We start from the raw sequence: 26,257 nt of genomic DNA on the forward strand, positions 1-26,257 counted from the left end.
ATGTCATTGTTCTGCCTCTCCTCGGACCCGATCGGCGGTGTCGGCGATCAGTTCCAGTAGTTCCTCGTGCACGCCGGGCGCGGCGGCCAGCACCGAACCGGATTCGATGGTCCAGTCCGCGCCCAGCAGATCGGTGACGACCCCGCCCGCGGCCCGGACCAGCACCACGCCCGCGGCGTTGTCCCACGGGTGATGTCCGAACACCACGGCCCCGCCCAGAATTCCGGACGCGGTGTAGGCCAGGTCGATGCCGGTGGAGCCGTACATGCGCTGCCGTCCCGACAGCCGCGACAGCGCGCCCAGCAGGTTGAAGCGGAAGATGCCCGGAATCCGGCCCGCCCCATCGATATTGAAGCTGCCGAACCCGATCATGGCGGTGGCCAGTTTGGCCGGGGCCAGCCGCGGCAGCGGGGTGCCGTTGAGCAGCAGCGGCCCGCCGTCGACGGCCGCGTAGCGCTGGCCCAGGATCGGCAGCCAGGTCAGGCCGATGACGGGGACGCCGTCACGCACCAGCGACAGCAGCATCCCGCACATCGGGCTGCCCGCCGAGTAGTTGAAGGTGCCGTCGATCGGGTCGAGCACCCACGCGGTGCCGGAGGTCAGCTGCGGGCCGCCGAATTCCTCGCCGTGCACCGGGATTCCGGTGCGTTCGGCCAGACGCTGCGAGATGGTGCGCTCGAGTTCCAGGTCGAGTTCGGTGGCGAAGTCGTTGCGCCCCTTCTCGACCGCGCTCGGCGCCCCGATGCCCTCGACGAAACGCGGTGCGGCGGAGTCGAGCACCGCGCAGGCGATGCCGAGCAGTTCGGCGAGTTCGGCGGCCATCGGGGGTTATCGAACCGCGGCCAGGGCTTCGGGCAAGGTGAACCGGCCCGCGTACAGGGCCTTACCGATGATCGCGCCCTCGACGCCCTCGTCCACCAGGGTGGCGATGGCGGTCAGGTCCTCGAGCACCGAGATGCCGCCCGACGCGATGACCGGCGCCTCGGCCGCGTTCGCGACCTGGCTGAGCAGATCCAGGTTCGGCCCGGTCAGGGTGCCGTCCTTGGACACGTCGGTGACCACGTAACGCGAGCAGCCGTCGCGTTCGAGCCGCTCGAGCACCTCCCACAGGTCGCCGCCGTCGGTGACCCAGCCGCGGCCACGCAGCCGCCACTCGCCGTCGATGAGCTTCACGTCCAGGCCGACGGCGACCTTGTCGCCGTACTCGCCGATGGCGCGGGCGCACCACTCCGGGTTCTCGATGGCCGCGGTGCCGATATTGACGCGCGCGCAGCCGGTGGCCAGCGCCGCCTTCAGCGACTCGTCGTCACGGATGCCGCCGGACAGCTCGACCTTCACGTCGAGTTCGCCGATGACCCCGGCGATGATGTCGCGATTGGAACCCTTGCCGAACGCGGCATCGAGGTCGACAAGATGCACCCACTCCGCCCCCGCCTGCTGCCAGGCCAGAGCGGCGTCGCGCGGCGAACCATAACTGGTTTCGCTGCCCGCCTCCCCTTGAACCAGGCGCACAGCTTCACCATTGGCGACATCGACGGCAGGTAGCAGCACAAGACTCACGGGGTAAGCCTAGTGGTTGCCCGGTGTCACACCGTTCGCAGGGTGAACCGAGTCGCGGCGGGGCGGCCACCACGCTCGGCGGCCCTCCGTCGCGATTTCACCGCCGGGCGAGCCAGTCCGCGAGCCGGGTCGGGGCGAGTTCCGCGCCGGGGCCCGGCACCAGGCTGTCGGGACCCAGGAGGGTGCCGAAGTATCGGGCCTGCGGGTCGGTGACCACCTCGCGGGGGTCGGATCGGGCGGTCAGCACGGTGCGAATCCACTGGTCGAGGCCGAATTTCTCGGGTCCGCCGACCTCGAGCGCGCCATGGCGAGGCGAGTCCAGCGCGGCCCGCGCGGTCGCGGCGGCGACATCGTCGGCGGCCATCGGCTGGACGCCGCCGTCGGACAGCCGCACCACGCCGTCGACGGTGGCGGAATCGGCTATGCCACCGGCGAATTCGAAGAATTGCGTGGCGCGCACGATCGTGTACGGGAGGCCGGAACTCCGGATCAGTTCCTCCTGCGCCGCCTTCGCTTTCAGGTACCCGGACTCCGGCAGGTCGCCCGAGCCGACCACCGACAACGCGACGTAGTGGCCGACGCCCGCGCTCTGCGCGGCGTCGAGCAGGTTGGCGGTCGAGATGCGGAAGAACGCCATGACGTCGTCGTCGGCGAACGACGGCGAATTGGAGACGTCGACGACGACGTCCGCGCCCTGCAGCGCCTCTTTCACGCCGACACCGGTCACCGTGTCGACGCCCTTGCTCGGTGAGGCCGGAACTGCCTGGTGGCCACTCTCGCCCAAACGGTTGACGACATTCGACCCGATCAGGCCGGTGCCGCCGATGACGACAATCTTCATGTCCGTTCCTTCCGTTGTCGCGTTTGCCTCGGCCTCCACCATCCCACCGAGCGGTTGTTCAGCTGCCTCCGGCGTGCGATTCGAGGATGCGATTGAGGGTCAGGACGAAGTTCGCGCGTTCGGCGGCGGTGAACCCGGGCAGGAGTTCCCGCTGCGCCGCTTCCAAACGTTCGTCGAGCTCGGTGAGGTGGGCTCGGCCGGCACGGGTGAGAGTGAGGGTGTTGCGGCGGCGATCGGCGGGGTCGGGGGTGCGGGTGACCAGCCCGCGGTCGGCGAGGTCGTTGACCGCGGAGACGACGTCACTGCGGTCGATGCCGGTACGGCGTCCGGCATCGGCCTGACTGAGCGGGCCGTGCTCGTCGAGGGTGGCGAGCAGGGCGTAGTGGTAGCGGCGGGAACCGGTGGGTTCCAGGGCCTTCTCGGTGCAGCGGTTGGCGATGATCGCGGCCTGGCCCAGGAGGCGGGTGGGCAGGGCGCGCAACCGGCCGGAGGCTCCTTCGGGCGCGGTGTCCATGACAGCGAATCTACCAACACTTGTTGGGAGCACCCACGATCGGTTACATTGGTGACACCAACGTTGGATCGACCAACAATCTCGTCGAAAGACTCTCACCATGAACGCGATCGACATCAGCACCAGCCGAATCCAGGACCTGGCTGACAAATTCGAGATCACCGAGCTGGTCCACCGCCTCGGCCGCGCCCTCGACGAGGGCGACTGGGCCGAACTCGCCACGCTCTACACCCCCGACGCCACCGCCCAGACCCCGGGCGGCCTGGCCGTCGGCCGCACCGCCCTGGTCACCCAGGCCAGCCGAAACCACTCCCCCGACAAGCACATTCAGCACATCATCACCGGAATCATCGTCGACCTGGACGGTGACACCGCCCGCGTACGCGCCAACCTCCTCGCCGTCTTCGCCTGGGGCCCCGCCCAAGACCCCACCCTCGGCTCCCAACCCCGCCTCACCCTCGGCGAGGTCTACCGCTTCGAGGCCGTCCACACCCCCGACGGCTGGCAGTTCGCCGGCGTCGCCTCCTCCCCCGTCTGGTCCGTCGGCGCCCGCCCGACGCGGGAGTGACCCACCTCACCGGCGGTGCTGTCAGGAATCCGCGCGCTGTCTCGTTCAGAGGGCACGCGAACCAGACAGGAGCGAAATCATGCAGCACCGCATCGTGGTCCTGGGGGCCGGCTACGCCGGCGCCTTCACCGCCGGATACCTGGCCCGCACCCTCCATTCCCGCGACTTCGAGATCACCGTGGTCAACGCGGAACCCGATTTCGTCGAACGCCTGCGGCTGCATCAGCTCGCGGCCGGGCATGCGCTGCCGCACCGGCCGCTGGCGGAGGTGTTCGCGGGCACCGGCATCCGGCTGCGGGTGGCGCGGGTGATCGGTGTCGACGCCGACCACCGCAGCGTCGCCATCGCCGACGCCGAAGGCACACACCGCCTCGAATACGACACTCTGCTCTACGCGCTCGGCAGCACCGCCGCCGTGCACGACGTTCCGGGTGCCGCGGAGCACGCGTTCGACGTCGCCGGGCGGCCGTCCGCGCTGGCTCTACGCGCCCGTCTGGACGAGCTCGGCGAGCACGGCACGGTGCTCGTGGTCGGTGGCAATCTGACCGCGATCGAGACCGCCACCGAGATCGCCGAAGCCCGTCCAGGACTGCGGGTCCAGCTGGCCACCAGCGGTGAACTGGGCGGCTGGCTGGGTCCGAAGGCCCGCCGTCATCTGCTGCGCGCGTTCGATCGATTCGGTATCAGGATCCACGAGCACACCGGCATCGCGCGGGTCGAGGCGCGGCGGGCCGTCGCCGACGACGGGACCGTCTTCGCCTCGGATGCGATCGTGTGGACCGCGGGCTTCGCCGTCCATCCGATCCCCGCCGACAGTGGCCTGGCGGTGGAAGCCAACGGGCAGATCACGGTCGACCGGCAGATGCGGTCGGTCTCGCACCCGGAGGTGTACGTCGCGGGTGACAGCGCCTTCGTCATCGGCGAGAACGGTCGTCCGCTGCCGATGTCGTGCGCGTCGGCGGGATTCACCGGCATGCAGGCGGCGGCCGCGATCCTCGGCGACCGGACCGGGCGCACCGTCAAGGCGACCACCCTGAGTTACGTCGGCAACCACATCAGTCTCGGCCGCGAGGACGCGATCTTCCAGCTGGTCGACGGTGCCGGGCAGGCCAAGCCCGGGGCCCTGTGCGGCCGACCGGCGGCGCTGGTCAAGGCGGTGATCGTGGCGGGCAGCGGCTGGAGCATCAGCCACCCGACCTTCGGAATGCCAAGCCGCACACGCCGCTTGGCGCCGGCCCGCCCGCACCCCGTCGATGTGGTCGCCACCTAGGGTGAAGCTCATGGATGCCGCCACCGTGGCGTGTTTCGAGGCCAGTCGCAACCGGCTGGCCTCCCTCGCCTACCGTCTGCTCGGCTCGGCCGCCGACGCCGAAGACACGGTGCAGGACGCGTTCCTGCGGTGGCAGGCGGCCGACCGGGACTACATCGAGGTCCCCGAGGCGTGGCTGACGACAATCGTCACCAACCTGGCGCTCGACCGTCTCCGCTCGGCGCGGGTCCGCCGCGAACGCGCGGTCGGCGCCTGGATGCCCGAACCCTTGCTCGACGGCGACCCGATGCTGGGCCCCGCCGAAACCGCCGAACAACGCGAATCGGTGACCGTGGCGGTCCTGCTGCTGATGGAGCGCCTGACGCCGCTCGAACGAGCCGTTTACGTTCTGCGCGAGGCCTTTTCCTACACCCACGCCGAAATCGCCGACATCCTCGCCATCACCGAATCCGCCAGTCAGCAGCACGCCCACCGAGCCCGCCGCCGAATCACCGTCTCCGCCGACAACACCGGCGGCGACCCCGCCGCCGCCCGCGGCATCGTCCAGGCTTTCGTCGACGCCGCCACCTCGGGCCGCACCGACCACCTCGTATCCCTGCTCACCGCCGACGCGACCGCCACTTCCGACGGCGCGGGCGGTTCGGCGCCGAAGCTGATCCACTTCCTCACCCCCGAACGCGTAGCCATCGCTGTCCGAGCCGGCTTCACCCCCACACCCGCCAAACTCCGCCAGTTCAATGGCTCCCCCACCATCCACACCGCCGTCCTCAACGGCTGCCCCGCCATGCTCATCACCCTCGCCGACCGAATCCTCAGCGTCACGATCCTGGAACTGCGCGACGACAAGATCGCCGCCCTGCACGGCATCAGCGCCCCCGCCCGCCTCCACCGCCTCACCGAGCGCTGGCGACGCCGCGACCACGACGCACCACTCGTAGAGCTGTGGGGCCGGACTCCCGAGTAGCGCGGCCGTCGTGCCTACCCGTGTCGTGCCACGTCCTCGCACAGGACGCTCGGCCAGCGAGCGAGATCGGCCGGTGTGTGCGCCACCTCCAGGGTGGCCTTCGGCAGCAGGTCCACCAGCGCCTCGGCGGTCGACACCGGATGGGCGGGGTCGTCTATCCAGGCCAGCACCGTGGTCGGCACGTCGATCGCGGCGATCGCCTCGGGGGCGGGCAGGTCGCTCATCGCTGCCCCGCGGAACAGTGCGGGCAGTAGGTGCTCGGCGACATCCGGCACGGTTTCGGGCGTTCCGACGGTGGCCGGCGGGCGAGGCGCGGTGAGATCGGCGCCGAGGAAGGCGGCGAGTCCCTGCTCTTCGATCAACTGGGCGTTCTTGCGGTAGATGTCGGCCTTCGCGGCTCGGGTGCGCCAAGCGGTCGCGGGCACGAGCAGGGTGAGGCCGGCGAATCTGCCGGGATCGCGGACAGCGGCATGCAGCAGTGTCCCGGTACCCATCGACGGACCGACACCGTGCACCTGTTCACCGGGGAACCAGTGGTCGAGCACGTTCAGCAGGTCATCGGCCAGAACCGGCCACCGATAGTCCTCGGGGACGGCACGACCCGTCGAGTGGCCGTGGCCGCGCGCGTCGTACCGCAGCAATCGGGTTCCGCTGAGTCCGCGGCCGAGATCGAGGTCCATCAGGCGGTCGCGGTGACGGCTGGAGGTGAGGCCGTGGAGTTGGACGACCGGGTGGCCACCCTCGTCGCTCAATTCCACGTCGATGTCGGCGCCGGAAACGCGGAAGGTCGGCACGGTGGCTCCAGGGTGCTGGTGAGACGGCGATCGCTCGAGAAGGAGCCTAGGATACCGTCATGCGGCTGACCAACGTCGCGCACCTGCGCCTGCCGTTCGGCCGCCTCCTGGGCTTCGACGTCACCGTGGGGCGGGTGGGCCGGTCTCTTCCCGTGTCCTTCGACCAGCGACGCCATGTCGGCGCCGGCGACCGAGCGGGATCCTGGATGGCGTTGTCCTTCAAGCTCTCCGCGCCGGTACCGCCCGACGAGCTCGCGGCCGCCTGGCTGGCGGTGATCGAGCGGCACGGCACGCTGCGGTCGGTCTTCGTGCCGGGCGCGGACGGCGAGCCTCAGCTGTACGAGGTCGATATCCTCCCCGGCGGCTGGGTCGAGCATGTGATCGCTCCGGGGCAGGCGGTCAATGATGCGCTCCGCGCCGTGCTCGACCGTGCTTGTTCACCGTACGGTCGTCCGTCGCATCGGCTCTGTGTGCTCGAGACCGCGGTCGGGCCGACCGTGGTGGTCGCCGCCGACCACTCGCACGTCGACATGTGGTCGATGCTGGTGATCGCGCGTGACCTGCTCGCCGCGCTGGCCGCGGTACAGCAGGGTCGTTCACCGTCGTTGCCGCCCGTACCCGCCTTCGCGGAGCACACCCGCGCGCTGCGGGACCGCCCGCCGGCGCCCGCCGAGGTGCACCGCCGCTGGGCAGAGGTGCTGGCCGGCAGCGGCAATGTGATGCCACGGTTCCCGCTGTCGCTGGGTGAGGCGACATTGCAGCAGGAGCGCGTGGAGGTGCGCGATGTGCTCGACGTCGACGACAGCGCCGCCTTCTCGGCGCAGGCCCGCGACGACGGCGTCTCGACCTTGGCGCTGGTGGTGGGGGCGATGACCGAGGTGACTCGCGAGCTGGCCGGCACCGCACTGCGGGCGGTGTTTCCGGTGCACAGTCGGTATGACACCACCTGGCACGACTCGGTGGGGTGGTTCATCACCAACTCGGTGCTCGAGTCGGCCGACTCCGATCCCCGTGCCAGTGCCGAGGCGGTGAAGGAGGCCGTCCGGATGGGGTCCTGGCCACTGGAGGACATCCTGCGTCCGTGGGGCGGGATGCCCGAGGCGCCGGGGATGTTCGCGATTTCGTGGCTGGACCTGCGCCGGCTGCCGGTGCGAGTCGACGCGACCGGATTGGAGGCGCAGTACGTCGGCGCGACGATCCGGACCGACGGCGTGATGCTCTGGTTCGTCCTCGACGAGACCGGGCTGCACCTGCGCTGCCGGTACCCGGACACTCCCGAGGCCCGGCGGCATGTCGGCGCCTGGCTGGACACGCTGATCGCCCGGCTGCAGGCACGGGCGCGGGCTTCGGTCGGTGGCCGGCTCCGACTCGGCGACCGGATCTATCGTGTGCAGCGGGCGGCGCGGGCCGACGTTCCGGCGCTGGTCGCACTGCTCTCCGATGACGAGATCGGCCGTGCCCGCGAAGGTTCCGACAGTGCCCGCTACGAGGAGGCGTACGACGCCATCACCAGGGATCCCTCGCATTATCTGGCCGTGGTCCGGGACGAGGGCGACCGGATCGTCGGCACCATGCAGCTCACCATCATTCCGGGCCTGTCCCGCGGCGGCGCCACCCGCCTCCAGATCGAGGGAGTTCGGGTCGCCGCCGCGGAACGCTCTCACGGCATCGGGACCGCGATGCTCGAGTGGGCGCACGACCACGGCAGGCATCGAGGTGCGACACTCGCGCAGGTCACCACGGACCGGGTCCGCACGCGGGCGCACGCCTTTTACGCGCGGCTCGGGTACGACAACAGTCACGTCGGGCTGAAGCGGGCGCTCTGACCGATTCGCCGCGGAACCCGGGGGTTTGGACGAGCGTGGTCGATCAGATCGAGTCGACCCAGTTGCGGAGGAGGTGGGCTCCGGCGTCGCCGGACTTCTCGGGGTGGAACTGCGTCGCGGCGAGGGGGCCGTTCTCGACGGCGGCGAGGAAGGGGACGCCGTGGTCGGCCCAGGTGAGTTTGGCCGGGGCGATCTGGCCGCCGCCGTCATCGGTCCAGCCCCAGTGTTGAGCCGCGTAGGAGTGGACGAAGTAGAAGCGGGTGTCGGCGTCCATGCCCGCGAACAGGACGCTGTCCGCGGGAGCCTTGACCGTGTTCCAGCCCATGTGCGGCAGGATCGGCGCGTTCAAACGCTCGACGGTTCCGGGCCATTCGGCGCAGCCGTCGGTCTCGACGCCGAACTCGACACCGCGCTCGAACAGGATCTGCATGCCGACGCAGATGCCCAGGACGGGGCGGCCGCCGGAGAGGCGTTTGCCGATGATGCGGTCGCCGCGGACGGCGAGCAGGCCGGACATGCAGGCGGCGTAGGCGCCGACGCCGGGGACCACGAGACCGTCTGCGTTCAAGGCGGTTTCGGGGTCGGCGGTGATGATGACCTCGGCGCCGGTGCGGGCGAGGGCGCGGCTGGCGGAGTGCAGGTTGCCGGAGCCGTAGTCGAGCAGGGCGATCTTCTTGGTCACAGCGAACCCTTGGTGGACGGGACCCCGGACACGCGCGGGTCGTATTCGACCGCCGCGCGCAGTGCTCGCGCCACGGCCTTGTATTCGGCCTCGGTGATGTGGTGCTGGTCGCGGCCGTAGAGCACCCGCACGTGCAGGGCGATGCGCGCGTTGAGCGCGATCGACTCGAACACGTGGCGGTTGATCACCGTCGAATAGGACGCGGTCGGGGCGACGCTCGGAATGATGGTGTGCAGCATGTGATCCGGCTCGCCGGTGTGCACGCAGTACGGCCGGCCGGACACGTCGACGACAGCGTGGGCGAGGGTCTCGTCCATCGGGATGAAGCAGTCGCCGAAGCGGCGGATGCCCTTCTTGTCGCCGAGCGCCTGGCCCAGGGCCTGGCCGATGACGATGGCGGTGTCCTCGACGGTGTGGTGGGCCTCGATCTCGATGTCGCCCTTGGCCTGGACGGTGAGGTCGAAGCTGCCGTGCTGGCCGAAGGCGGTCAGCATGTGGTCGTAGAACGGGACGCCGGTGGAGATGTCGGTCTTGCCGGAGCCGTCCAGGTTGAGCTCCACCACGATGCTGGACTCGCGGGTGGTGCGCTCGACCCGGGCGATGCGGTCGGCGGGACGTTCGGTGGTCATCGGGCGATCAGCTCCTCGGACGCCAGTTTCGCGCTGACGCGCAGGAATTCGTCGTTCTCGGCGGCCAGGCCGATGGTGGTGCGCAGGTAGCCGGGGATGCCGACATCGCGGATGAGCACGCCCTCGTCGAGGTAGTGCTGCCAGGCGCGCGCCGCGTCGGCGAAGCGGCCGAACAGCACGAAGTTCGCGTCGGACGGGATCACGTCGTAGCCCAGTTCGGTCAGCGCCGCCATCACGCGGTCGCGCTGCGCGGCCAATTCATGGACGCTGCCGAGGGTTTCGTCGGCGTGCCGCAATGCCGCCCGCGCCGCGGCCTGGGTGACCACGGACAGGTGGTAGGGCAGGCGCACCAGCAGCATGGCGTCGATGACCGCGGGCGCGGCCACCAGGTAGCCCAGCCGCCCGCCCGCGAAGGCGAACGCCTTGGACATGGTGCGGCTGACCACCAGCTTGGTCGGGTACTTGTCGATCAGGCTGATGGCGCTGGGCGCGGAGGAGAACTCGCCGTACGCCTCGTCGACCACCACGATGCCTGGGGCGGCGTCGAGGATGCGCTCCAGGTCCGGGATCGGGATGCTGTGCCCGGTCGGATTGTTGGGGCTGGTCACGAAGACCACGTCGGGGTTCTTCTCCCCCACCGTGAGCACCGCGTAGTCGATGTCGAGGGAGAAGTCGCCGTTGCGCTTGGCCTCGATCCACTCGGTGTCGATGCCCTCGGAGATGATCGGGTGCATCGAGTACGAGGGCACGAAACCCAGTGCGCTGCGGCCGGGTCCGCCGAACGCCTGCAGCAGCTGCTGCAGGATCTCGTTGGAGCCGTTGGCCGCCCACACATTGGCCAGGTCCACCGCGACGCCGGTCTGCCGGGTCAGGTAGGCGGCGAGGTCGCCGCGCAGGCCGACCGCGTCGCGGTCCGGGTACCGGTGCAGGTCGGCGGCGGCCGCGCGCACGGACTCGGCGACATCGTCGACCAGGTCCTGGCTCGGCGGGTGCGGGTTCTCATTGGTGTTGAGCTGGACGGGCACCGTCAATTGCGGTGCGCCGTACGGGCTCTTGCCGCGCAGGTTGTCGCGCAGCGGCAGGTCGTCGAGCGAGATGGTCGAGCCGGGAACGGTCACGGCGCCTGCTTCCAGGCCGGCCTCGGCGCTCACCGCAGCTCTCCGAATCGCGCCTGCACGGCCTGGCCGTGCGCGGGCAGGTCCTCGGCATTGGCCAGTGCGACCACGTGCCCCGAGACGTCCTTCAACGCGGCCTCGGTGTACTCGACGACGTGGATGCCGCGCAGGAAGGTCTGCACGCTCAATCCCGAAGAGTGCCGGGCGCATCCGGCGGTGGGCAGCACGTGGTTGGAGCCGGCGCAGTAGTCGCCCAGCGACACCGGGGACCAGGCGCCGACGAAAACCGCTCCGGCCGAACGCACCCGGGCGGCCACGCCCGCGGCGTCGACGGTCTGGATCTCGAGGTGCTCGGCGGCGTAGGCGTTGACCACGCGCAGGCCCTGCCCGATGTCGTCGACCAGCACGGTGCCGGACTGCTTGCCCGACAGCGCTTCCGCGATGCGGTCGTGGTGCTTGACCACGGCCATCTGCGCGGTGAGCGCCGCGTCCACGGCGGCGGCGAGTTCGACGCTGTCGGTGACCAGGACGCTGGCGGCCAGCACATCGTGCTCGGCCTGGGAGATGAGGTCGGCGGCCACGTGCGCCGGGTCGGCGGTGGCGTCGGCGAGGATGGCGATCTCGGTGGGACCGGCCTCGGCGTCGATGCCGACCAGGCCGCGGCACAGCCGCTTGGCGGCGGTCACGTAGATATTGCCGGGGCCGGTGATCAGGTCGACCGGTTCCAGCTGCGCGCCGTCGGTGTCGATGCCGCCGTAGGACAGCAGCGCCACGGCCTGCGCGCCGCCGACCGCCCACACCTCGGTGACACCCAGCAGCTGCGCGGCCGCCAGGATGGTCGGGTGCGGCAGACCGCCGAACTGGGCCTGCGGCGGGGAGGCCACGACCAGCGACTCCACGCCGGCGGCCTGCGCGGGGACCACGTTCATGACGACCGAGGACGGGTAGACGGCATTGCCGCCGGGCACGTACAGCCCGACCCGCTCGACCGGCACCCACCGCTCGGTGACGGTGCCGCCGGGCACCACCTGGGTGGTCTTGTCGGTGCGACGCTGGTCGTCGTGGACCTTGCGGGTGCGCTCGATGGCGACCTCGAGGGCGGCGCGGACGGCGGGATCCAGCTCGGCGAGGGCCTTGTCCAGTTCCACGGCGGGGACGCGCACCGAGGCGGGCGTCACACCGTCGAACTTGGCGCTGAATTCCAGCGCGGCCTCGACGCCCCGATCGCGGATCGCCTCCACGACGGGCCGCACATGATGCAGCACCGAGTCCACGTCGACGCCCCCACGCGGCAGAGCCGCGCGCAGTTCGGCAGCAGTGGGAGTACGTCCGCGCAGGTCGACGCGGGCGAGCTCGATGCGGCTGGTCATAGCGCTGTGCAGTCCTTGTCTGTGCTGATTCGAGGGGGGTTCGCGACGCAGCCGAAACCGCTTGCGACCAGCTACCAGCCTATCCGGTCACCGCCACCGCTTTCTCCGCGCACCACCCGAGCGCCCGCTATTCGTGGGCGACCGCCGCCGACCCGGTGCTTTCGCCGCGTCCGCCCCGCTCGGCGCGGTCGTCGCCGAAGCGGGTCGCCACCACGTGTTGCTGGGCGAATGTCCAGGCATTCTGGGTGACGAAGTACAGCAGGATCGCGATCGGCATGACCGGTCCGACCACCAGCGCGCCCGCCGGGAACACCCACTGCGAGAGGGTGTTCATGATGCGCGCGGTCGAGGCCGCCGGGCCGTCGGCCGGGGCGGGCTGGCGGGCGATGGCGGCGCGGGCGGTGAAGTGGGTGGCGATGGCGGCGATCACCATGAGCGGAATCGCGACCGCGGCAATGGTTCCGAACTGCGAACCCGCCCCGGACAGCGTGGCCGCCAGCGGCGCGCCGAACAGTTTCGCGTCCAGGAACGACTGGACCTGCCCGGCGCCGAACACGTAATTCTGGGTGTGACCGGGCTGGAAGGACCGCAGCACGTGGTAGAGCCCGATGAACACCAGCGCCTGGCCGATGATCGGCAGGAACCCGGTCAGCACATTGACCCCGGACTCCTTCTGCAACTCCTGCATGGCCAGCGCCTGCTGCTCGCGGTCGCCCGCGTGCTTGCGCTTGATCTCCTGGATCTGCGGCTGCATCTCGGCCAGCTTCCGCGAGAACCGCAGTTGCGCCACGAACGGCTTGATCAGCAGTGCTCGCAGGGTGAGCACCAGGAACACGATGGCCAGCACCCAGGCCAGACCACTGGTCGCGCCCAGCACGGACGCGAAAGCGGTGTGCCACAGCCACAGCACGGCGGACACGGGGTAATAGATGAAATCGAGCACGGGAGAACCTCGCTGCGCGGCGCCCGCACACGCGTGCGGGCGAAGGGAATTCGGGACGCGAAGCACCCGACCCGGCTACGACCGCACGGCCGTACGCGGGTCAGGCCGCGAGAACTCCCGGCGCTCGCGGCCGCGGCCGCCCCGGCGCATCCGGATTGCTCTGCCGCAGAAAGGCTCCCCGCCGCCGCTTCCCGGCCGATTCCGCCGGTCCGGCACTCACCCCGGCCGCCCGCAGCGGCCCGCGCGCGGACAACACCGCCGCGGTCACCGCGACCAGTGCGACCGCGCCGAGCACGATCAGCGAATCGGGATGTGCGGCACCCAGATACAGCACCGCCCACGCGGAGACCACGAGCGCGCACACCAGCAACGCCGCCGTCCGAATCCGCGTGATCATGCGCCCGACAGTACCCGCGTTCCTCCCCCGCGGCACCCTGTGTTTCGCACCGCGGGCGCCCCACGTGTCTCGTTTCAGCGAGCGTTGAGGCGTGCGAGCTTGTCGGGATTGCCGATGGCGCGGATCGCGACCACGTGGTTGTCATGGGACTCCAACGCGATCACGACCATGACCTGGCCCGCGAGTGACACGACCACCCCAGGCTCACCGTTCACCGCCACGACCCGGAAGTCGGCGCCCGCTCCGAACAGTGTTCTGGCGAGCGTGACGCCGACCAGCTCGGCGCCGACCAATGGTCCGAGGGGGGCGCCGGCGACTCGCCCTCCGGAGTCGAATTCGCCGACCACGTCGTGAGCGAGTACCTCCATCAGTGCCGCCAGGTCGCCGGTGGTGCAGGCGTGCGCAAATCTCTCGGCGACCGCGCGCGCCTGTACTGGTGAGACCTCGAACCGAGGCTCAGGGTTGTCGCGCAGCGCGGCTCGAGCACGACTGGCCAGCTTCCGGGCCGCGGCCGGTGAGCGGCCGACCACCTCGGCGATCTCCTCGAAGCTCACTCCGAAGACATCGTGGAGCACGAACGCGACGCGTTCGGCGGGGCTGAGAGCGTGCAGCGCCGCCAAAAGCGCCAGGCGCACGCTGTCGTCGAGGGTGACCTGATCTGCCGGGTCGGGATCGGCGCCGACCGGCTCGACGAGCGGTTCGGGCAGCCACGGCCCGACGTAGCGGGCCCGGGTGCGGTCGGCGCGCAGCCGGTCGAGGCAGACTCGGCCCGCAACGGTGACCAGCCAGCCCTCGACATCGTCGATGCCCTCGCAGCCGTGGCGGGTGAGCCTGGCGAAAGTCTCTTGCACGGCGTCTTCGGCGTCGACGAGGGTACCGAGCATGCGGTAGGAGGCGTCGAGCACCCGCCGCCGGTGCAGGTGCCAAGCCTGCTCGATGATGTCGCTCATACATACCTCCGACGAATGAGCCCGGTGAAGTGTGACCGTCACACACGACCCCGCCGACACGTCCTTAGAGATATGACCCTTACTACCAAACCCGCTCGGCCTGACTGGCTTAGTACGCAGGATTGGCCCCACCCGCTATACGCGTTCGAGCTCGACGGGCGCCGCGTCGTCTACACCGATACCGGCGGTGACCGTCCGGTCCTGCTCATGATCCACGCCGGACTCTGGTCGCTGCTGTGGGCTGATCTGATCAGCCACCTCGAGGACCGGTACCGGTGCGTGACCCTCGATCTGCCTGGAACGGGCCTCTCCGATCCCGGCGAGGCCACGGTCGCATCGGCCGCCCACACGATCACATCATTCATCGACCATCTCGACCTCGACGCCGTGACACTGGTCGTACACGACCTCGGGGGCCTGGCCGCACTCGCCGCTGTCCACGATCGAGTCGACCGCGTGGCCGCACTGGTGGCCATGAACACCTTCGGCTGGCAGCCCCGCGGCATGCTGTGGCTCGCACTGCGATTCTTCGGCTCGGAGCTGATGCGGGAGGTCGACGCATGGCTCGGGTTGCTCGCCTGGGTGAGTGCGACAAGGTTCGGTGTCGGCAGACGATGGAACCGCACCCGTAAGACCGCGTGGCGACGTGGTCTGCGCGACCGCGACCGTCGCCGGTTCTTGCACCGAATGTTTCGCGACGCGGCCCGCGACCGCGCCACCGCCGCACGCGCAGCAAGCACGGTCACCGCACTGGCCGGCCGACCGATGATGACGGTATTCGGCCGACTCGGCGACTACTTCTTCTTCGTCCGCCGTTGGCGGCGTCTGTTCCCGTACCTGACCAGGGTCACTGTCCCCTGGGGGCTGCACTTTCCGATGGCCGACAACCCGCAGCTCGTGGCCGAGGCCATCGACCGCTGGCACCGCAGCCATGTGGGCCGTGCTCAACGGTGAATCCAGATCCCACTGCCCGGAATCCAGGTGGCGTGGCGGTGGTGCGGTGCCTTTGTTGGATGGGAAGCTGAAGTGGCGGGTGGCTGTCGGTTCGCATATGGCAGAACCTCGGCCTCGGGTGCTACGAGTCCGGTATGAGGTGCCCACCCGACATCGGTACTTCAGGGCGTGATCGTCTTCTGAAGTTCACGTCAACCTCTGAGGGCGTACGTGTTTCGGACCCGCAGCGGTTTCGCAGGGGATGACCGCGTCGGGACGATGGGGAGCGCAGGGGCACGGCAGCGCAACCGCTATTCGGCGACGAGGCGGCGGATGATCATGGGCTCGGCGAGGATGCCCTCCAGAACGCCCGCCACGTGCTGGAAGTGGTCGGTGGCGAAGTGCTTCTCGAGGGCGTCGGCGTCCTGCCATTCCTCGACCACGACCATGTGGGCGGAGTCGTTGGGGTTGGTGAAGGGCTGGTAGGCCAGGCAGCCGGGTTCGGCGAGGGACGGTTCGATCATGGATTCCAGGGCGGTGCGCAGGCGGTCTTCGTTTCCGCCGGTGACGCGCAGCTCGGCGACGACGTGCAGGGTCATGGGGAGCTCCTCGGGGTCGGTGTGGGTCTTGGTCGTGGGGTCGGTGGTCGTGGGGTCAGTGGGTGATCGGGCCGTCGCCCGCGCCGGTCGTGCGCAGGGCGCCGGCGATGGCGTCCAGGTCCGCGGGGGTCAGTTCCAGTGTGGCGGCGTCGATCCAGCCGTCGATCTGGTCGGGGGTGCGAGCGCCGACGATCGCACCGGTGACGCCGGGCCAGGTCAGGGTCCAGGCGATGGCGAGGGCGCCGACGGTGGTGTGGTGGGCGGCGGCGAGGGGGCGCAGCGCCTCCACCAGGGCGAGGTTGCGGTCCAGGTCGGTGGTGAACTCGGGAAAGCCCTTGCGCCAGTCGTCGTCGGGCAGGTTCGCGACGCGTTCGGCGGAGAAGGCGCCGGTCAGCAGGCCGGAGTGCTGCGGCTGGTAGACGATGCCGCCGGTGTGATGGGCTGCGGCCCAGGCCAATTCGCCCGCGGCGGCGCGCTTGATCAGGGAGAACTGGGGCTGGATGGCGTCGACGTGGGCGATGGATTCGGCGATTTCGAGCTGTCCGACGTCGTGGTTGGACAGGCCGATGGCGCGGACCTTGCCCTCGGTGACCAGGTCGGCCATGGTCTGCCAGTACTCGTGCAGCGGGGTGACCACGGCGTCGGCCACGCCGTCCGGGTCCGAGAAGTCCAGGGAGGCACCGGTGTCGGGCCAGTGCACCTGGTAGAGGTCGATGCGTTCGACGTCCAGTCGCCGCAGCGAGTCCTCGATCTCGCGACGCACGCTGGCGGCGGCCATGATCCGCCGGGGCGCGGCGGCGCGGTCGTTCTCGTCCCAGACCAGTCCCGCCTTGGTGAAGACGAAGGGCCGGTCGGCTTCGGGCAGGTCGCCGATCGCCTTGCCGACCACTTCCTCGGAGTGGCCGAGCCCGTAGACGGCGGCGGTGTCGATCCAGTTCACGCCCGCGTCGAGGGCGCGGCGCAGGGTGGCGATCGATCCGGCGTCGTCCTGCGCGCCCCAGGCGTAGCGCCAGCCCGCGCCGCCGAGTGCCCACGCGCCGAAGCCGATCCGGCTGACGCGCATGTCGGTGGTCCCGAGCTGACGGGTGGGAAGGGAGGTCATGCTGTGCTCCTCGGGAGTCGGTGTCCGCCGTGGTGTGCGGCGCTGAGCACTACAGTCGTCCGATCCGGGAGCGGCAGACAGTGCGGCGTCTGCCTGGGCACGCCATGACCAGGATGAAACCCGGGGCCCGCGTGGTTACCTGGTTCCATGACCCTGGACCGTCGCGCCGAACTCGGTGAATTCCTGCGCTCCCGTCGCGCCCGGCTGCGCCCGGAGGAGGTGGGCCTGGTCACGCACGGGGCGCGCCGCCGGGTGCCGGGACTGCGGCGCGAGGAGTTGGCGCTGCTGGCCGGGGTGAGCGTGGATCATTATGTGCGCCTGGAGCAGGGACGCAGTCTGCAGTTCTCGGAGTCGGTGCTGGACGCGGTGGCGCGGGCGCTGCGCTTGAATCAGGTCGAGCGCGATCACCTCTATCTGCTGGCCCGCCCGTGGTCGGGTGAGGAGCCGCCCGCCGCGCAGCGGGTGCGCCCGGGTCTGCGGCGGCTGCTCGACGCCGCGCACGACGTGCCCGCCTACATCGTGGGCCGCGGGGTGAGCGTGCTGGCGTGGAATCGCCTGGCGGCGGCCCTGATCGGCGATTTCGGCGCGATCGCCCCCGAGCAGCGCGACTTCCTGCACCTGGTGTTCCTGGACGAGGGCGCGAAGGAGCTCTACGAGGACTGGGACGACAAGGCCGCCGATACGGTGGCGTATCTGCGGGTGGACGCCGCCCGCAATCCCGGAGACCCTCGCATCACCGCGCTGATCGACGAAATGAACTCCGCAAGCCCGGAATTCGCCGCCCTGTGGGAGCGCCACGAGCTCAAGGACAAGACGCACGGCCGCCACATCTATCGGCATCCGATCGTGGGCCGCCTCGATCTGGGCTACGAAACCCTGCGCCTGCCCGACGATCCCGATCAGGCCCTGGTCGCCCATCACGTCGAGCCGGGCTCCCCCAGCGCCGACGCCCTGCGCCTGCTGGCTTCGCTCGCCGCGGATCCGGCCACACAGCACTAGCCGACCCGGGCACGACCTCCGGAAAGCACTGCGCCGCACCGGTGATCCGGTGCGGCGCAGGCGGTTCGAGCGATCGGGCTACTTGGTGTCGCTGTCGATCAGCAGGGAGCCGCCGCTGTCGACGACCCGCAGCGTCACCGACTTGCTGCCGCTGTTCTTGGTGCTCAGGCTGGCCAGCGAGATGTCCACGGAGCCATCGGGATTGTTGCTGTCGGTGCCGCGCGCGCCCTCGATGGTCGAGTAGCGGCTGACCGGGTTGTTCGTCCAGTAGGTCTGGAACGCCGAGGCACTGCCGTACACCTGCTGCGCGGCCGGGGTGAGCCGGGTCCACGCCTCCTGGTACCGCTGCGAGGTGAGGGCGTCGTAGAACTTGTCCACGGCGTCCGCGCCATTGCCCACGCTCACGGTCGAGGCGCTCTTGGTCTGGCCCAGGCCCGAGGGCGTGCCCTTGGTGGAGCTGGCCGAGGTCGAGGCCTTCACCGAGGTGGTGGTCCCGCCCGCACCGGGCGAGTCGCCCGAGCCGGAGTCGCTCATCATGCCGTAGACGATGCCGCCGGCCACCACGACGACCGCGGCCAGCAGGATCCACACCAGCTTCTTCTTGCCGCCCGGCTCCGAATCCGGTTCCGGCGCGGGGTGATTGCGGGTCGGCGGGCCGCCGTTGGGCACCGGCCGCGGCGGCGGGGTCTCGAGCAGCTGGGCCTGGCTCATGGCGCCGGTCGGGATGTCGGCATTGGCCGACGAACGGCGTTCCATCTGCCGGGTCTGCTGGCGCGGCGCGGTGCCGCCCTGCGGGGTGACCGGGCCGGAGCGGCGGCCGGCGAACACCCGGGCGGCCTCGGCGTCCGGGCCGACCTCGGCGAATTCCGCCATGATGTCGCGCACGTCGAGCATGCTCGGCCGGTCCTCCGGCTCGAAGCTGAGCAGGCTGAGCAGCAGGTCCGACAGCGGCCCGGCATTGCGCGGCTCGCTGATCTGGCCGTTGGCCGCGGCGTAGAGCAGTGCCAGCGGATTCGGGTTGGTGCCGTAGGGCGGTTCGCCTTCCAGCGCGTGGAAGAGCGTGGCGCCGAGGGCGAAGACGTCGGCGGCCGGGGTCGGTTCCGCGCCGCGAGCGACCTCGGGGGCGAGGTAGGCGGCGGTGCCGGAGATGAGCCCGGTGGCGGTGAGGGTGACGTCGCCCTTGGACTTGGCGATGCCGAAGTCGGTGATCTTCACCGCGCCGTTGTCGCCGAGCAGGATGTTGCCGGGCTTGACGTCACGGTGCACGATGCCGGCGCGGTGCGCGGCGATCAGCGCGGAAGCCACCTGTTCGCCGATGCGCGCGCACTGCGGCAGCGGCAGCGTGCCCTGCGCGGACAGCACCACGGCGAGGCTCTGCGAGGGCAGGTACTCCATGATCAAGCACGGGTCGCCCTCGTGCTCGGTGATGTCGAAGACGACGATGGCGTTCGGATGCTGGAAGCGGGCCGCGTTGCGCGCCTCGCGCGCGGCACGCTGCTTGACGATGTCCTTGTCCGCATCCGACAGGCTCGGCTGGGTGAGGATCTGCTTGATCGCGACGGATCGCTCCAGCCGCTGGTCGACGGCTCGCCAGACGACACCTGTGCCGCCGCTACCAATCCGTTCGACCAGGCGGTAATGCCCTGCGATCACTTGGCCGGTTTCGATGGCACTACTCCGAGGTTCTTCGAGATGACTGTGACAATGCGGTTGCCCGCGCGTTTCCCCGCATGAGTGTAGCGGGCGACGCGCGGATCGCCGACGTCAGCGTGAGATATGGCGGAGATCTCGATGAGATCTGCGCCGCCCGTCAGCGACCGGCCCGTGACCCCGCTGACGTATGCGCTGGTCGCGACCCATACATGACCAGACATAGACCGATCGGTTTGGTGCGTGTTTGCTCCCACACACCAACCGAGTTCAGCTACTTTTCACCGCCGCGGGCCACTCCGCGCGAACCAACCGGGCGGCGTCGGCGGCATCGAGCTCGATATCGAAGACCTCCGCGAGCACCTTGGGCAGCTCGGCGACCTCGAGCTCGCGCACCTCCTCCGAGCCATCGGGACGGTGCGTGGTCCAGGTGGTGCCGTCGATCTGGTGGTGCACATCGGGCAGGAAGCGCTGCACGAAGGGCCGCAGGGTGAACGGCGAACGCGCCGCGGTCGACACGTAGTGGTTCCCGACCGCGAAATCGACGCGGTACTGCGGGGTGATGGCGAAGGTGTGCCGGTCCACCCAGCCGTCCTTCCCGAACTGGTACAGCGTCCACAGCTCGCCGCCGACCGCGTCGGTGGTCCGCTCCAGCCGGAAACGCCATGCGCCCGCGGCGAATTCACCGCGGTCGGGGGCCAGTTCGATCGGCTCCAGGGGACCCCAGCCGAAACCGACGTCGCACAGCCACAGCCGGTCGTCGTCGGCGGCCTTGACCCGCAGCAGCGCGTGGGTGGCCGGGCGCAGGCCGGTCGCGCCGAGGGTGACCCGGCCGGACATGGCGGTGAATTCGAAGCCGAGCCGCTCCAGCGCGGCCGCGAACAGTCCGACGTTCTCGTAGCAGTAGCCGCCGCGCCGCCGCCGGATCAGCTTGTCCTGCAGCGCTTCCGATTCCAGGGGGATGCCACGGCCGAGGATGATCTCGAGGTTCTCGAACGGGATCGTGGTGGTGTGGGCGCGCACCAGGGCGCGCAGGGTCTCCAGGGTGGGCGTGCGCGCACCGGTGAATCCGATCCGGTCCAGGTAGGCGTCGAGGTCGAGCTCCGCGCCCAGCCAAGTGTAGGTGGGGTCCGCCGGTGTGTTCATCACTGCCTTCCTTCGCGCCCGATTCGCGTGGATCATCTGTCTTCCGAGGTGATCAACGGTAGTGGGCGCGGCTGTGTTCCGACGCGACCGGACCGCCGGGTCAGGCGTGGACGCGCGCGAGGGTACGCAGGCCCTCGCGGTAACTCGGATAGCGCGGCGCCCAGCGCAGTTCGGCCCGGGCCTTGGCATTGGACGGGCGGAGGGAGAAGTCCAGCATCTGGGCCGCCGTCAGCGGGGAGGTGATGCGCATCAGTCGCGGGGGCACCCGCAGCGGCGGGCGCGCGCCGACGGCCTCGGCGGCGGCGTCGAACATGGCCTCCCAGGTGGCGGGCTCGTCGTCCACGATGTTGTACGCCTGGCCGGGAACGCCGCGTTCGAGGGCGGCCACGGTCGCGGCCGCGGCGTCCTCGACGTGCACGAAGCCGGTGTGCCCGGTGGTCGTGCTGGGCAGCGGGAACAGTCGCCGCCGCAGGGCGCGGGTGAAGGACGCGGACGCGCCGGGTCCGTAGAAGACGCCGTAGCGCAGCGCGATTCCGTCGATGCCGGGCGCCCGCCAGGCGTGGCATTCGGCCTCGTGCAGCGCGCCGATGAGGCCGTCGTTGACGTCGCCGGGGATGCGGCCGAAGGGGTCCTGCTCGGTCACCGGCCGCGGGCCGTGGTCGCGCATGCCGTAGCCGAAGATCACCGATTGCGTCAGGTACCGGCGCGCGCCCGCGCGCTGGGCCAGTTCCACCAGGTGCTTGCCGCCGGTCTCGCGTAAGGCGTTGGTGCGCAGCAGGCCCGGCGAGTGGTAGTGGGTGGGCGGCGAGTTCCGGTAGGCGGTGAGCTCGTGGACGACCGCGTCGGCGGTGAGCCGCTCGGTGGCGCGCAACAGCTCCGAGCGGTCCATCACATTGGCGACCAGCGGGGTGGCCCCCAGCGTCCGCGCGACCTCCGCGCCGCGGCCGTCGCGGGTGAGCGCGTACACCTGGTGTCCGCGGGCGCGCAGCGCCATCACCAATGGCCGCCCGATCGCCCCTGTCGCTCCCGCCACCACGACTTTCATTGCGCTTCATCCCGTCTCGCCCTGCCGATGCCGGGCCCGAGCCTAGTGTTCGGCGCGCGATCGTGTGGCACGGCGGTCGGCGCGCGCGGGGCGCGACGGCGGACGCGGTGACCGCTCGCGCGCGGGACCGGTTGTCAGGCGGCGCATTTGGCGTTCGCAGGGGCAGGCGGAGCGGTGTTGACTCCCGCGCCGACGTCGATCGTGTAGTCGTGATCGCCGCCGAGGGGTTCGGTGCCCTGCAGCAGTCGCATGACGGCGCAACCGGATTCGAAGAACACCGGATTGATGCCGTGGTCGCCGGGCACGACGCGGCCGTCGAGATCGCGGCCGCTGACGACGGTGTACATGGACACCCGCTTGCCCGCGAGCGTCAGCGCGGCGCGCATCTCCACCGAACTGATGTAGGGCACCACCGTATCCGCGGTGCCGTGCACCAGGATCGCCCGCTTGACGTCGATGCGGCCGGGCATGAGTACCGGGGAGCGATCGATGTAGGCCTGCGGGCAGGTCAGCGGAATACAGCCGCCCGCATCGCGTTCGATCTCCGGCCGCAGTTGCTTGCCGGCCAGGCCGGCTTCCAGCCAGGCGGTGAGATCCCCGGCGTGGCCGAAGGTGTCGACCCAGTAGTCGTAGGTGCCGGGCGGGGCGTAGGCGGCGGCCAGCCCGCTGGTGACGCCGCCCTGACTCCAGCCCCACAGCACGGTGGGGCCGAGGCCGGGGTGTTCGCCGCGATACCACTGGGTGGCGGCGACGGTGTCGCGCCAGCCCGCCCACACGTTCCACTCCCCTGTACGCCACGGGCTGTTGCCGGAGCGCTGGTCCATGGTGAGCAGGGCGGCGCCGGTGTTCTCGACGATCGAGGCCATGTAGTCGGGGAAGTCGCTCGCGCTGCCGTCGTGGCCGTGCACCGCCACGATGAGCGCCCGGGCTCCGCCCTCGGGTTCGTAGACGCGGCCGGTGGCGGTCTCGCCGTCGACGGTGAGGCTGATCGGCCGCATGGACACGCCGTCGTCGGCCGCGCCCGCGATTCCCGGTAGCCCGACCATCACCGCCGCCACCACGCCCGCGACCGCACCGATTACCCGCAACCCTCGCCGTTGAGCACGCACGTCCGGCATCGTCGCACGTCCGGTCGGTCCGGTCGGGAACCCACGCCGGGCCGGTCGGCGCGCCGGAACCGATGTGGCGGGGTGTGCCCGAATCAGGCTGTCGGCGGCTAGGATTCGACCATGCGTTCGATGGATGCCGCGGAGCGGCGGGCTCGACTCGGGGTGCGGCACCGGCTGGCGTCGACGGAGCGCGGCGAGACGGTCGAGTCGATCGTGCGGTCTCTGGTCGTCTTGCACGCGACCGACCCGGCCACCGTGTACCTGTCCGTCGCGGCGCGCTCGGCGGACCTGGAGACCGGCCACGTGGAGAAAGCGCTCTACGACGACCGGACCCTGCTGCGCATGCTGGCCATGCGGCGCACCATGTTCGTCGCGCCCATCGATCTGGTGCCGGTGCTGCAGGCCGCGGTCGCCGACGCGCTGGCGCACAAGCAGCGCAAGACCTACGGGCGCTATCTCGAACAGTCCGGCGCGGTGCCCGGCAATGTCGTGACGTGGTGGAACGCGGTCGAGTCGAAGACCCACGACGCCTTGCTGGCCCGCGGCGCGGCGACGGGAGCGCAGCTGAGCAAGGAGGTGTCCGAGCTGCGGACCCAGGTGGACACCGCGCCGGGCAAGCCGTACTCCAAGCCCACCAATATCACCACCTGGGTGCTGGTCACGCTCGGTTGCGAGGGCCGGATCGTGCGCGGCCGGCCCAATGGAACCTGGTCCAGCAGCCAATACACCTGGGCGCCCATCGAATCCTGGCTGCCCGACGGGATCGCGGCCATGCCGGTCGAGGAAGCTCGCGCCGAGCTGGTCCGGAAGTGGTTGCGCGCCTTCGGTCCCGCGCCGGTGAGCGATCTCAAATGGTGGACCGGCTGGACCCTGGGCGAAGTCCGCAAGGCGCTGGCGCTGGTGGACACGGTCGAGGTGGACCTGGGCGGGGAGACCGGTCTGGTGCTGGCCGACGATCTGGAACTCACGCCCGCCCCGGAACCGTGGGCGGCGTTGCTGCCCGCGCTGGATCCCACGCCGATGGGCTGGCAATCGCGCGACTGGTATCTGGGGCCGCATCAGCCCGCCCTGTTCGACCGCAACGGCAATATCGGCCCGTCGGTGTGGTGGGACGGCCGCATCGTCGGCGGCTGGGCGCAGCGACCGGACGGCGACATCGCCTGGCGGCTGCTCGAGGATGTCGGCGCCGCCGCCGAGCGCGCCATCGCCGCCGAGGCGGACCGGCTGCGCGGCTGGTACGGCGAGGTCCGCCCGATCCCTCGCTTCCGCACGCCGCTCGAACGCGAACTGTCCGCCTGACCGTCCGGCCCCGCGCGCGGCGCGCCCGATGATCACGGTCGCGCCGAACGCGGTTGCTGTGCGCGAGTATTCGGAGAATTTCTGCGGGCCCCGCCTCGGTGGACTGTTACTGTCGACGATGTTGTTCGCACGATCCGGGCCCGGCTGAACCTTTGGTTCACTCCGCGAACGCGGGAGGTCCACGGGTTCGGCATTTCTTCGGAGTGTGTGTCATGGCGTTCTCGAATCGGCTGGTTTCCCCGGCTGCCCCGCGCACCGATCCGGCCGCCGCCGCGCCCGCCGGATCCTCGGACGCACGGCCCGCACCGCATCTCACCGGGCTGCCGGGAGGGCGCGAGGAGCAGTGGGGTGATGCCTTCCGCGATGCGGCGCTGGGCATGTGCGCGGTATTGTCCGCGACCGACGGCCGCATCGATCCGGCGGCCCGGATGCGGGTCGCGCAGATGGCCGGGGAGCACGAGGTTCTCGGCCGCCGGCCCGCCGAGGACCTGCGCAACCGGTTCGAGGACAACTGCGCCCGGCTCATCATGGATCCGGCGTTCGGCCACGCCTACGTGATGGCCCAGATCGCCAAGGCCACCGAGTTTCCCGACCAGGCCGCCGCCGTGCTGCGCATCGGATTGACGGTGGGGCGAACCGATGGCGAACTCGGAGCACACGCGGCCACGGTGATTCGCGAGGCATGTCAGGTGCTGCGGGTGGACCCGCGCGAATTCGGTGTGTAAAGCCCCCCTGGCTTTTGCTGGACATTGCCCGGAGCCGTCGCGCATTCTTGGATCGTTTGCTGCCCAGCGAGGGGATCCACTCTGCATGGCGATCCAAGGGTTTCTCAATATCCTGCTCGACACCGTCCACCCGAATCGGGGCTGGCGGTACTGCGGATGGTGCGAAGGCACCGGGGCCGCAGGCTATTCCGAGGCGGGTTCGGCCATCCTGTGCACCGGCTGCGGGGGCATCGGCTGGCTCGTCGACCCGCCCCTTCCCCGGGCCTGAACCGGCTCCGAGCAGCGATGCGGCCCCGGGCGAACAGCACCCCGGGGCCGCGTCGACGCAACGGTTGCCGCGCTACATGTCCAGTCCGAGATCGAGCACCCGGACCGAGTGGGTGAGCGCGCCCACGGCCAGGTAGTCGACGCCGGTGTGCGCGTAGTCGGCGGCCATGTCCAGCGAAAGCCCGCCCGAGGACTCGAGTTTGGTGCGCGGCGACCGGGTGTTGCGGCGCTGCACCGCCGCCTGGGTGGCCCACAGCGGGAAGTTGTCCAGCAGTACCAGTTCCACGTCCTCGGCGAGCACGGCGTCGAGTTGTTCGAGGCTGTCCACCTCGACCTCGCACTCGATGTCCGGGTCCAGCTCCCGCACGGCGCGCAGCGCGGCGACCACCGAGCCCGCGGCCACCACGTGATTGTCCTTGATCAGCGCGGCGTCGCCGAGACCCATACGGTGGTTCACCCCGCCGCCGACCCGCACCGCGTACTTCTGCAGTGCGCGCAGGCCCGGCAAGGTCTTGCGGCTGTCGCGGATCCGGCATTCGGTGCCCTCGACGGCGTCGACCCACTGGGCGGTCGCGGTGGCGATGCCGGACAGGTGGCACACCAGATTCAGCAGCGTGCGTTCGGCGGTGAGCAGCCCGCGCGTCGGCGCGACCAGGCTCAGCACGGTGTCGCCCGGCTGGACCCGGGTGCCGTCCGGCACCCGCCCGGTCACCTCGTAGTTGCCCGCCCCCAGCACCTCGTCGAGCACCAGCAGCCCGACGTCGAGCCCCGCGACGGTTCCCGGCTGCCGGGAAGCCATGCCCGCCTTGGCGATCGCGTCGGCGGGCACCGTCGCCAGGGTGGTGATGTCGGGCCCGTACCGCAGATCCTCATCGAGGGCGGTGCGGATGAGCGCGAGCATTTCGTCGCGGTCCAGTCCGGCGTCGAGAGCCATTACTGCACTCCTAGATCGATGCGTTG

At 70.4% G+C, this 26,257-nt stretch carries 27 protein-coding genes; 8 read left to right on the top strand and 19 right to left on the bottom strand.

Features of this window, described 5'->3' with window-relative positions:
- Window positions 1-3: 3 nt before the first annotated feature.
- The 4 genes from ACQPYY_RS23095 to ACQPYY_RS23110 form a co-directional block, all read right to left on the bottom strand.
- Window positions 4-822: an inositol monophosphatase family protein gene (locus ACQPYY_RS23095; protein WP_379106926.1), complete on the bottom strand. Its 819-nt coding sequence runs from the start codon at window positions 820-822 to the stop codon at window positions 4-6.
- Between the two features lie 6 nt (window positions 823-828).
- Window positions 829-1,560, bottom strand: a complete 732-nt coding sequence (gene priA / locus ACQPYY_RS23100) for a bifunctional 1-(5-phosphoribosyl)-5-((5-phosphoribosylamino)methylideneamino)imidazole-4-carboxamide isomerase/phosphoribosylanthranilate isomerase PriA (RefSeq protein ID WP_357097970.1) — start codon at window positions 1,558-1,560, stop codon at window positions 829-831.
- 97 nt (window positions 1,561-1,657) lie between these two features.
- Complete coding sequence (locus ACQPYY_RS23105) at window positions 1,658-2,401, bottom strand: SDR family oxidoreductase (protein WP_433590954.1); 744 nt, start codon at window positions 2,399-2,401, stop codon at window positions 1,658-1,660.
- Window positions 2,402-2,459: 58 nt separating this feature from the next.
- Window positions 2,460-2,915: a MarR family winged helix-turn-helix transcriptional regulator gene (locus tag ACQPYY_RS23110; RefSeq protein ID WP_379106930.1), complete on the bottom strand. Its 456-nt coding sequence runs from the start codon at window positions 2,913-2,915 to the stop codon at window positions 2,460-2,462.
- A gap of 100 nt (window positions 2,916-3,015) precedes the next feature.
- Between ACQPYY_RS23110 and ACQPYY_RS23115 the strand changes: the two genes are divergently transcribed.
- The 3 genes from ACQPYY_RS23115 to ACQPYY_RS23125 all read left to right on the top strand — a co-directional run bounded on the left by ACQPYY_RS23115 (window position 3,016) and on the right by ACQPYY_RS23125 (window position 5,717).
- Window positions 3,016-3,483: a nuclear transport factor 2 family protein gene (locus tag ACQPYY_RS23115; RefSeq protein WP_433590955.1), complete on the top strand. Its 468-nt coding sequence runs from the start codon at window positions 3,016-3,018 to the stop codon at window positions 3,481-3,483.
- A 79-nt stretch (window positions 3,484-3,562) separates the two neighbouring features.
- A complete protein-coding gene (locus ACQPYY_RS23120; RefSeq protein WP_433590956.1) occupies window positions 3,563-4,753 on the top strand; it encodes an NAD(P)/FAD-dependent oxidoreductase in 1,191 nt (396 codons plus the stop codon).
- 10 nt (window positions 4,754-4,763) lie between these two features.
- On the top strand, window positions 4,764-5,717 hold the full coding sequence (locus ACQPYY_RS23125; protein ID WP_433590957.1) for a sigma-70 family RNA polymerase sigma factor: 954 nt from the start codon (window positions 4,764-4,766) through the stop codon (window positions 5,715-5,717).
- Between the two features lie 14 nt (window positions 5,718-5,731).
- Here the strand turns inward: ACQPYY_RS23125 and ACQPYY_RS23130 are convergent, their stop codons facing one another.
- Window positions 5,732-6,511: an alpha/beta fold hydrolase gene (locus ACQPYY_RS23130; protein ID WP_433590958.1), complete on the bottom strand. Its 780-nt coding sequence runs from the start codon at window positions 6,509-6,511 to the stop codon at window positions 5,732-5,734.
- A 59-nt stretch (window positions 6,512-6,570) separates the two neighbouring features.
- Between ACQPYY_RS23130 and ACQPYY_RS23135 the strand changes: the two genes are divergently transcribed.
- A complete protein-coding gene (locus ACQPYY_RS23135) occupies window positions 6,571-8,337 on the top strand; it encodes a GNAT family N-acetyltransferase (RefSeq protein ID WP_433590959.1) in 1,767 nt (588 codons plus the stop codon).
- A gap of 43 nt (window positions 8,338-8,380) precedes the next feature.
- Here ACQPYY_RS23135 and hisH read toward each other — a convergent pair whose 3' ends face one another.
- The 7 genes from hisH to sigJ form a co-directional block, all read right to left on the bottom strand.
- A complete protein-coding gene (gene hisH / locus ACQPYY_RS23140; RefSeq protein WP_433590960.1) occupies window positions 8,381-9,019 on the bottom strand; it encodes an imidazole glycerol phosphate synthase subunit HisH in 639 nt (212 codons plus the stop codon).
- Window positions 9,016-9,648: an imidazoleglycerol-phosphate dehydratase HisB gene (gene hisB, locus ACQPYY_RS23145; RefSeq protein WP_379275685.1), complete on the bottom strand. Its 633-nt coding sequence runs from the start codon at window positions 9,646-9,648 to the stop codon at window positions 9,016-9,018. Before hisB ends, hisH begins: the two co-directional genes overlap by 4 nt.
- Complete coding sequence (locus tag ACQPYY_RS23150; RefSeq protein ID WP_433590961.1) at window positions 9,645-10,799, bottom strand: histidinol-phosphate transaminase; 1,155 nt, start codon at window positions 10,797-10,799, stop codon at window positions 9,645-9,647. The genes hisB and ACQPYY_RS23150 overlap by 4 nt, the downstream gene beginning before the upstream one ends.
- Window positions 10,796-12,133 carry a histidinol dehydrogenase gene (gene hisD, locus ACQPYY_RS23155; protein ID WP_433590962.1) on the bottom strand — a complete coding sequence of 446 codons (1,338 nt, stop codon included), beginning with the start codon at window positions 12,131-12,133 and terminating at the stop codon, window positions 10,796-10,798. The genes ACQPYY_RS23150 and hisD overlap by 4 nt, the downstream gene beginning before the upstream one ends.
- A gap of 127 nt (window positions 12,134-12,260) precedes the next feature.
- Window positions 12,261-13,076: a membrane protein insertase YidC gene (yidC, locus tag ACQPYY_RS23160; protein ID WP_433590963.1), complete on the bottom strand. Its 816-nt coding sequence runs from the start codon at window positions 13,074-13,076 to the stop codon at window positions 12,261-12,263.
- Window positions 13,077-13,176: 100 nt separating this feature from the next.
- Window positions 13,177-13,473, bottom strand: coding sequence for a DUF6412 domain-containing protein (locus ACQPYY_RS23165; RefSeq protein ID WP_357285781.1), 297 nt, complete (start codon window positions 13,471-13,473; stop codon window positions 13,177-13,179).
- A 74-nt stretch (window positions 13,474-13,547) separates the two neighbouring features.
- On the bottom strand, window positions 13,548-14,423 hold the full coding sequence (sigJ, locus tag ACQPYY_RS23170; RefSeq protein ID WP_433590964.1) for an RNA polymerase sigma factor SigJ: 876 nt from the start codon (window positions 14,421-14,423) through the stop codon (window positions 13,548-13,550).
- Between the two features lie 72 nt (window positions 14,424-14,495).
- Between sigJ and ACQPYY_RS23175 the strand changes: the two genes are divergently transcribed.
- Window positions 14,496-15,377, top strand: a complete 882-nt coding sequence (locus ACQPYY_RS23175) for an alpha/beta fold hydrolase (protein ID WP_433590965.1) — start codon at window positions 14,496-14,498, stop codon at window positions 15,375-15,377.
- A 290-nt stretch (window positions 15,378-15,667) separates the two neighbouring features.
- On the opposite strand, the gene ACQPYY_RS23180 is transcribed toward ACQPYY_RS23175, so the two are convergent.
- Window positions 15,668-15,955 carry a putative quinol monooxygenase gene (locus ACQPYY_RS23180; RefSeq protein ID WP_433590966.1) on the bottom strand — a complete coding sequence of 96 codons (288 nt, stop codon included), beginning with the start codon at window positions 15,953-15,955 and terminating at the stop codon, window positions 15,668-15,670.
- 55 nt (window positions 15,956-16,010) lie between these two features.
- Complete coding sequence (locus ACQPYY_RS23185) at window positions 16,011-17,057, bottom strand: aldo/keto reductase (protein WP_433590967.1); 1,047 nt, start codon at window positions 17,055-17,057, stop codon at window positions 16,011-16,013.
- A gap of 147 nt (window positions 17,058-17,204) precedes the next feature.
- On the opposite strand from ACQPYY_RS23185, the gene ACQPYY_RS23190 reads away from it, so the two are divergent.
- On the top strand, window positions 17,205-18,056 hold the full coding sequence (locus ACQPYY_RS23190) for a helix-turn-helix transcriptional regulator (RefSeq protein ID WP_433590968.1): 852 nt from the start codon (window positions 17,205-17,207) through the stop codon (window positions 18,054-18,056).
- Between the two features lie 78 nt (window positions 18,057-18,134).
- Here ACQPYY_RS23190 and ACQPYY_RS23195 read toward each other — a convergent pair whose 3' ends face one another.
- From ACQPYY_RS23195 to ACQPYY_RS23210, 4 genes are all read right to left on the bottom strand, one after another.
- Window positions 18,135-19,709 carry a serine/threonine-protein kinase gene (locus ACQPYY_RS23195; RefSeq protein ID WP_379106289.1) on the bottom strand — a complete coding sequence of 525 codons (1,575 nt, stop codon included), beginning with the start codon at window positions 19,707-19,709 and terminating at the stop codon, window positions 18,135-18,137.
- A gap of 267 nt (window positions 19,710-19,976) precedes the next feature.
- A complete protein-coding gene (locus tag ACQPYY_RS23200; RefSeq protein WP_433590969.1) occupies window positions 19,977-20,852 on the bottom strand; it encodes an arylamine N-acetyltransferase family protein in 876 nt (291 codons plus the stop codon).
- A 100-nt stretch (window positions 20,853-20,952) separates the two neighbouring features.
- Window positions 20,953-21,897 (bottom strand): NAD-dependent epimerase/dehydratase family protein, encoded by a 945-nt coding sequence (locus tag ACQPYY_RS23205; protein WP_433590970.1) that lies wholly within the window; start codon window positions 21,895-21,897, stop codon window positions 20,953-20,955.
- 134 nt (window positions 21,898-22,031) lie between these two features.
- A complete protein-coding gene (locus tag ACQPYY_RS23210) occupies window positions 22,032-23,006 on the bottom strand; it encodes an alpha/beta hydrolase family protein (protein ID WP_433590971.1) in 975 nt (324 codons plus the stop codon).
- Window positions 23,007-23,126: 120 nt separating this feature from the next.
- Between ACQPYY_RS23210 and ACQPYY_RS23215 the strand changes: the two genes are divergently transcribed.
- Complete coding sequence (locus tag ACQPYY_RS23215) at window positions 23,127-24,305, top strand: winged helix DNA-binding domain-containing protein (protein ID WP_433590972.1); 1,179 nt, start codon at window positions 23,127-23,129, stop codon at window positions 24,303-24,305.
- Window positions 24,306-24,517: 212 nt separating this feature from the next.
- A complete protein-coding gene (locus tag ACQPYY_RS23220) occupies window positions 24,518-25,030 on the top strand; it encodes a tellurite resistance TerB family protein (protein ID WP_379106301.1) in 513 nt (170 codons plus the stop codon).
- Between the two features lie 340 nt (window positions 25,031-25,370).
- Here the strand turns inward: ACQPYY_RS23220 and nadC are convergent, their stop codons facing one another.
- A complete protein-coding gene (gene nadC / locus ACQPYY_RS23225; protein WP_433590973.1) occupies window positions 25,371-26,231 on the bottom strand; it encodes a carboxylating nicotinate-nucleotide diphosphorylase in 861 nt (286 codons plus the stop codon).
- Window positions 26,232-26,257: the final 26 nt, after the last annotated feature.

This window comes from Nocardia sp. CA-145437, from assembly GCF_050956485.1.
Taxonomy (GTDB): Bacteria; Actinomycetota; Actinomycetes; order Mycobacteriales; family Mycobacteriaceae; genus Nocardia.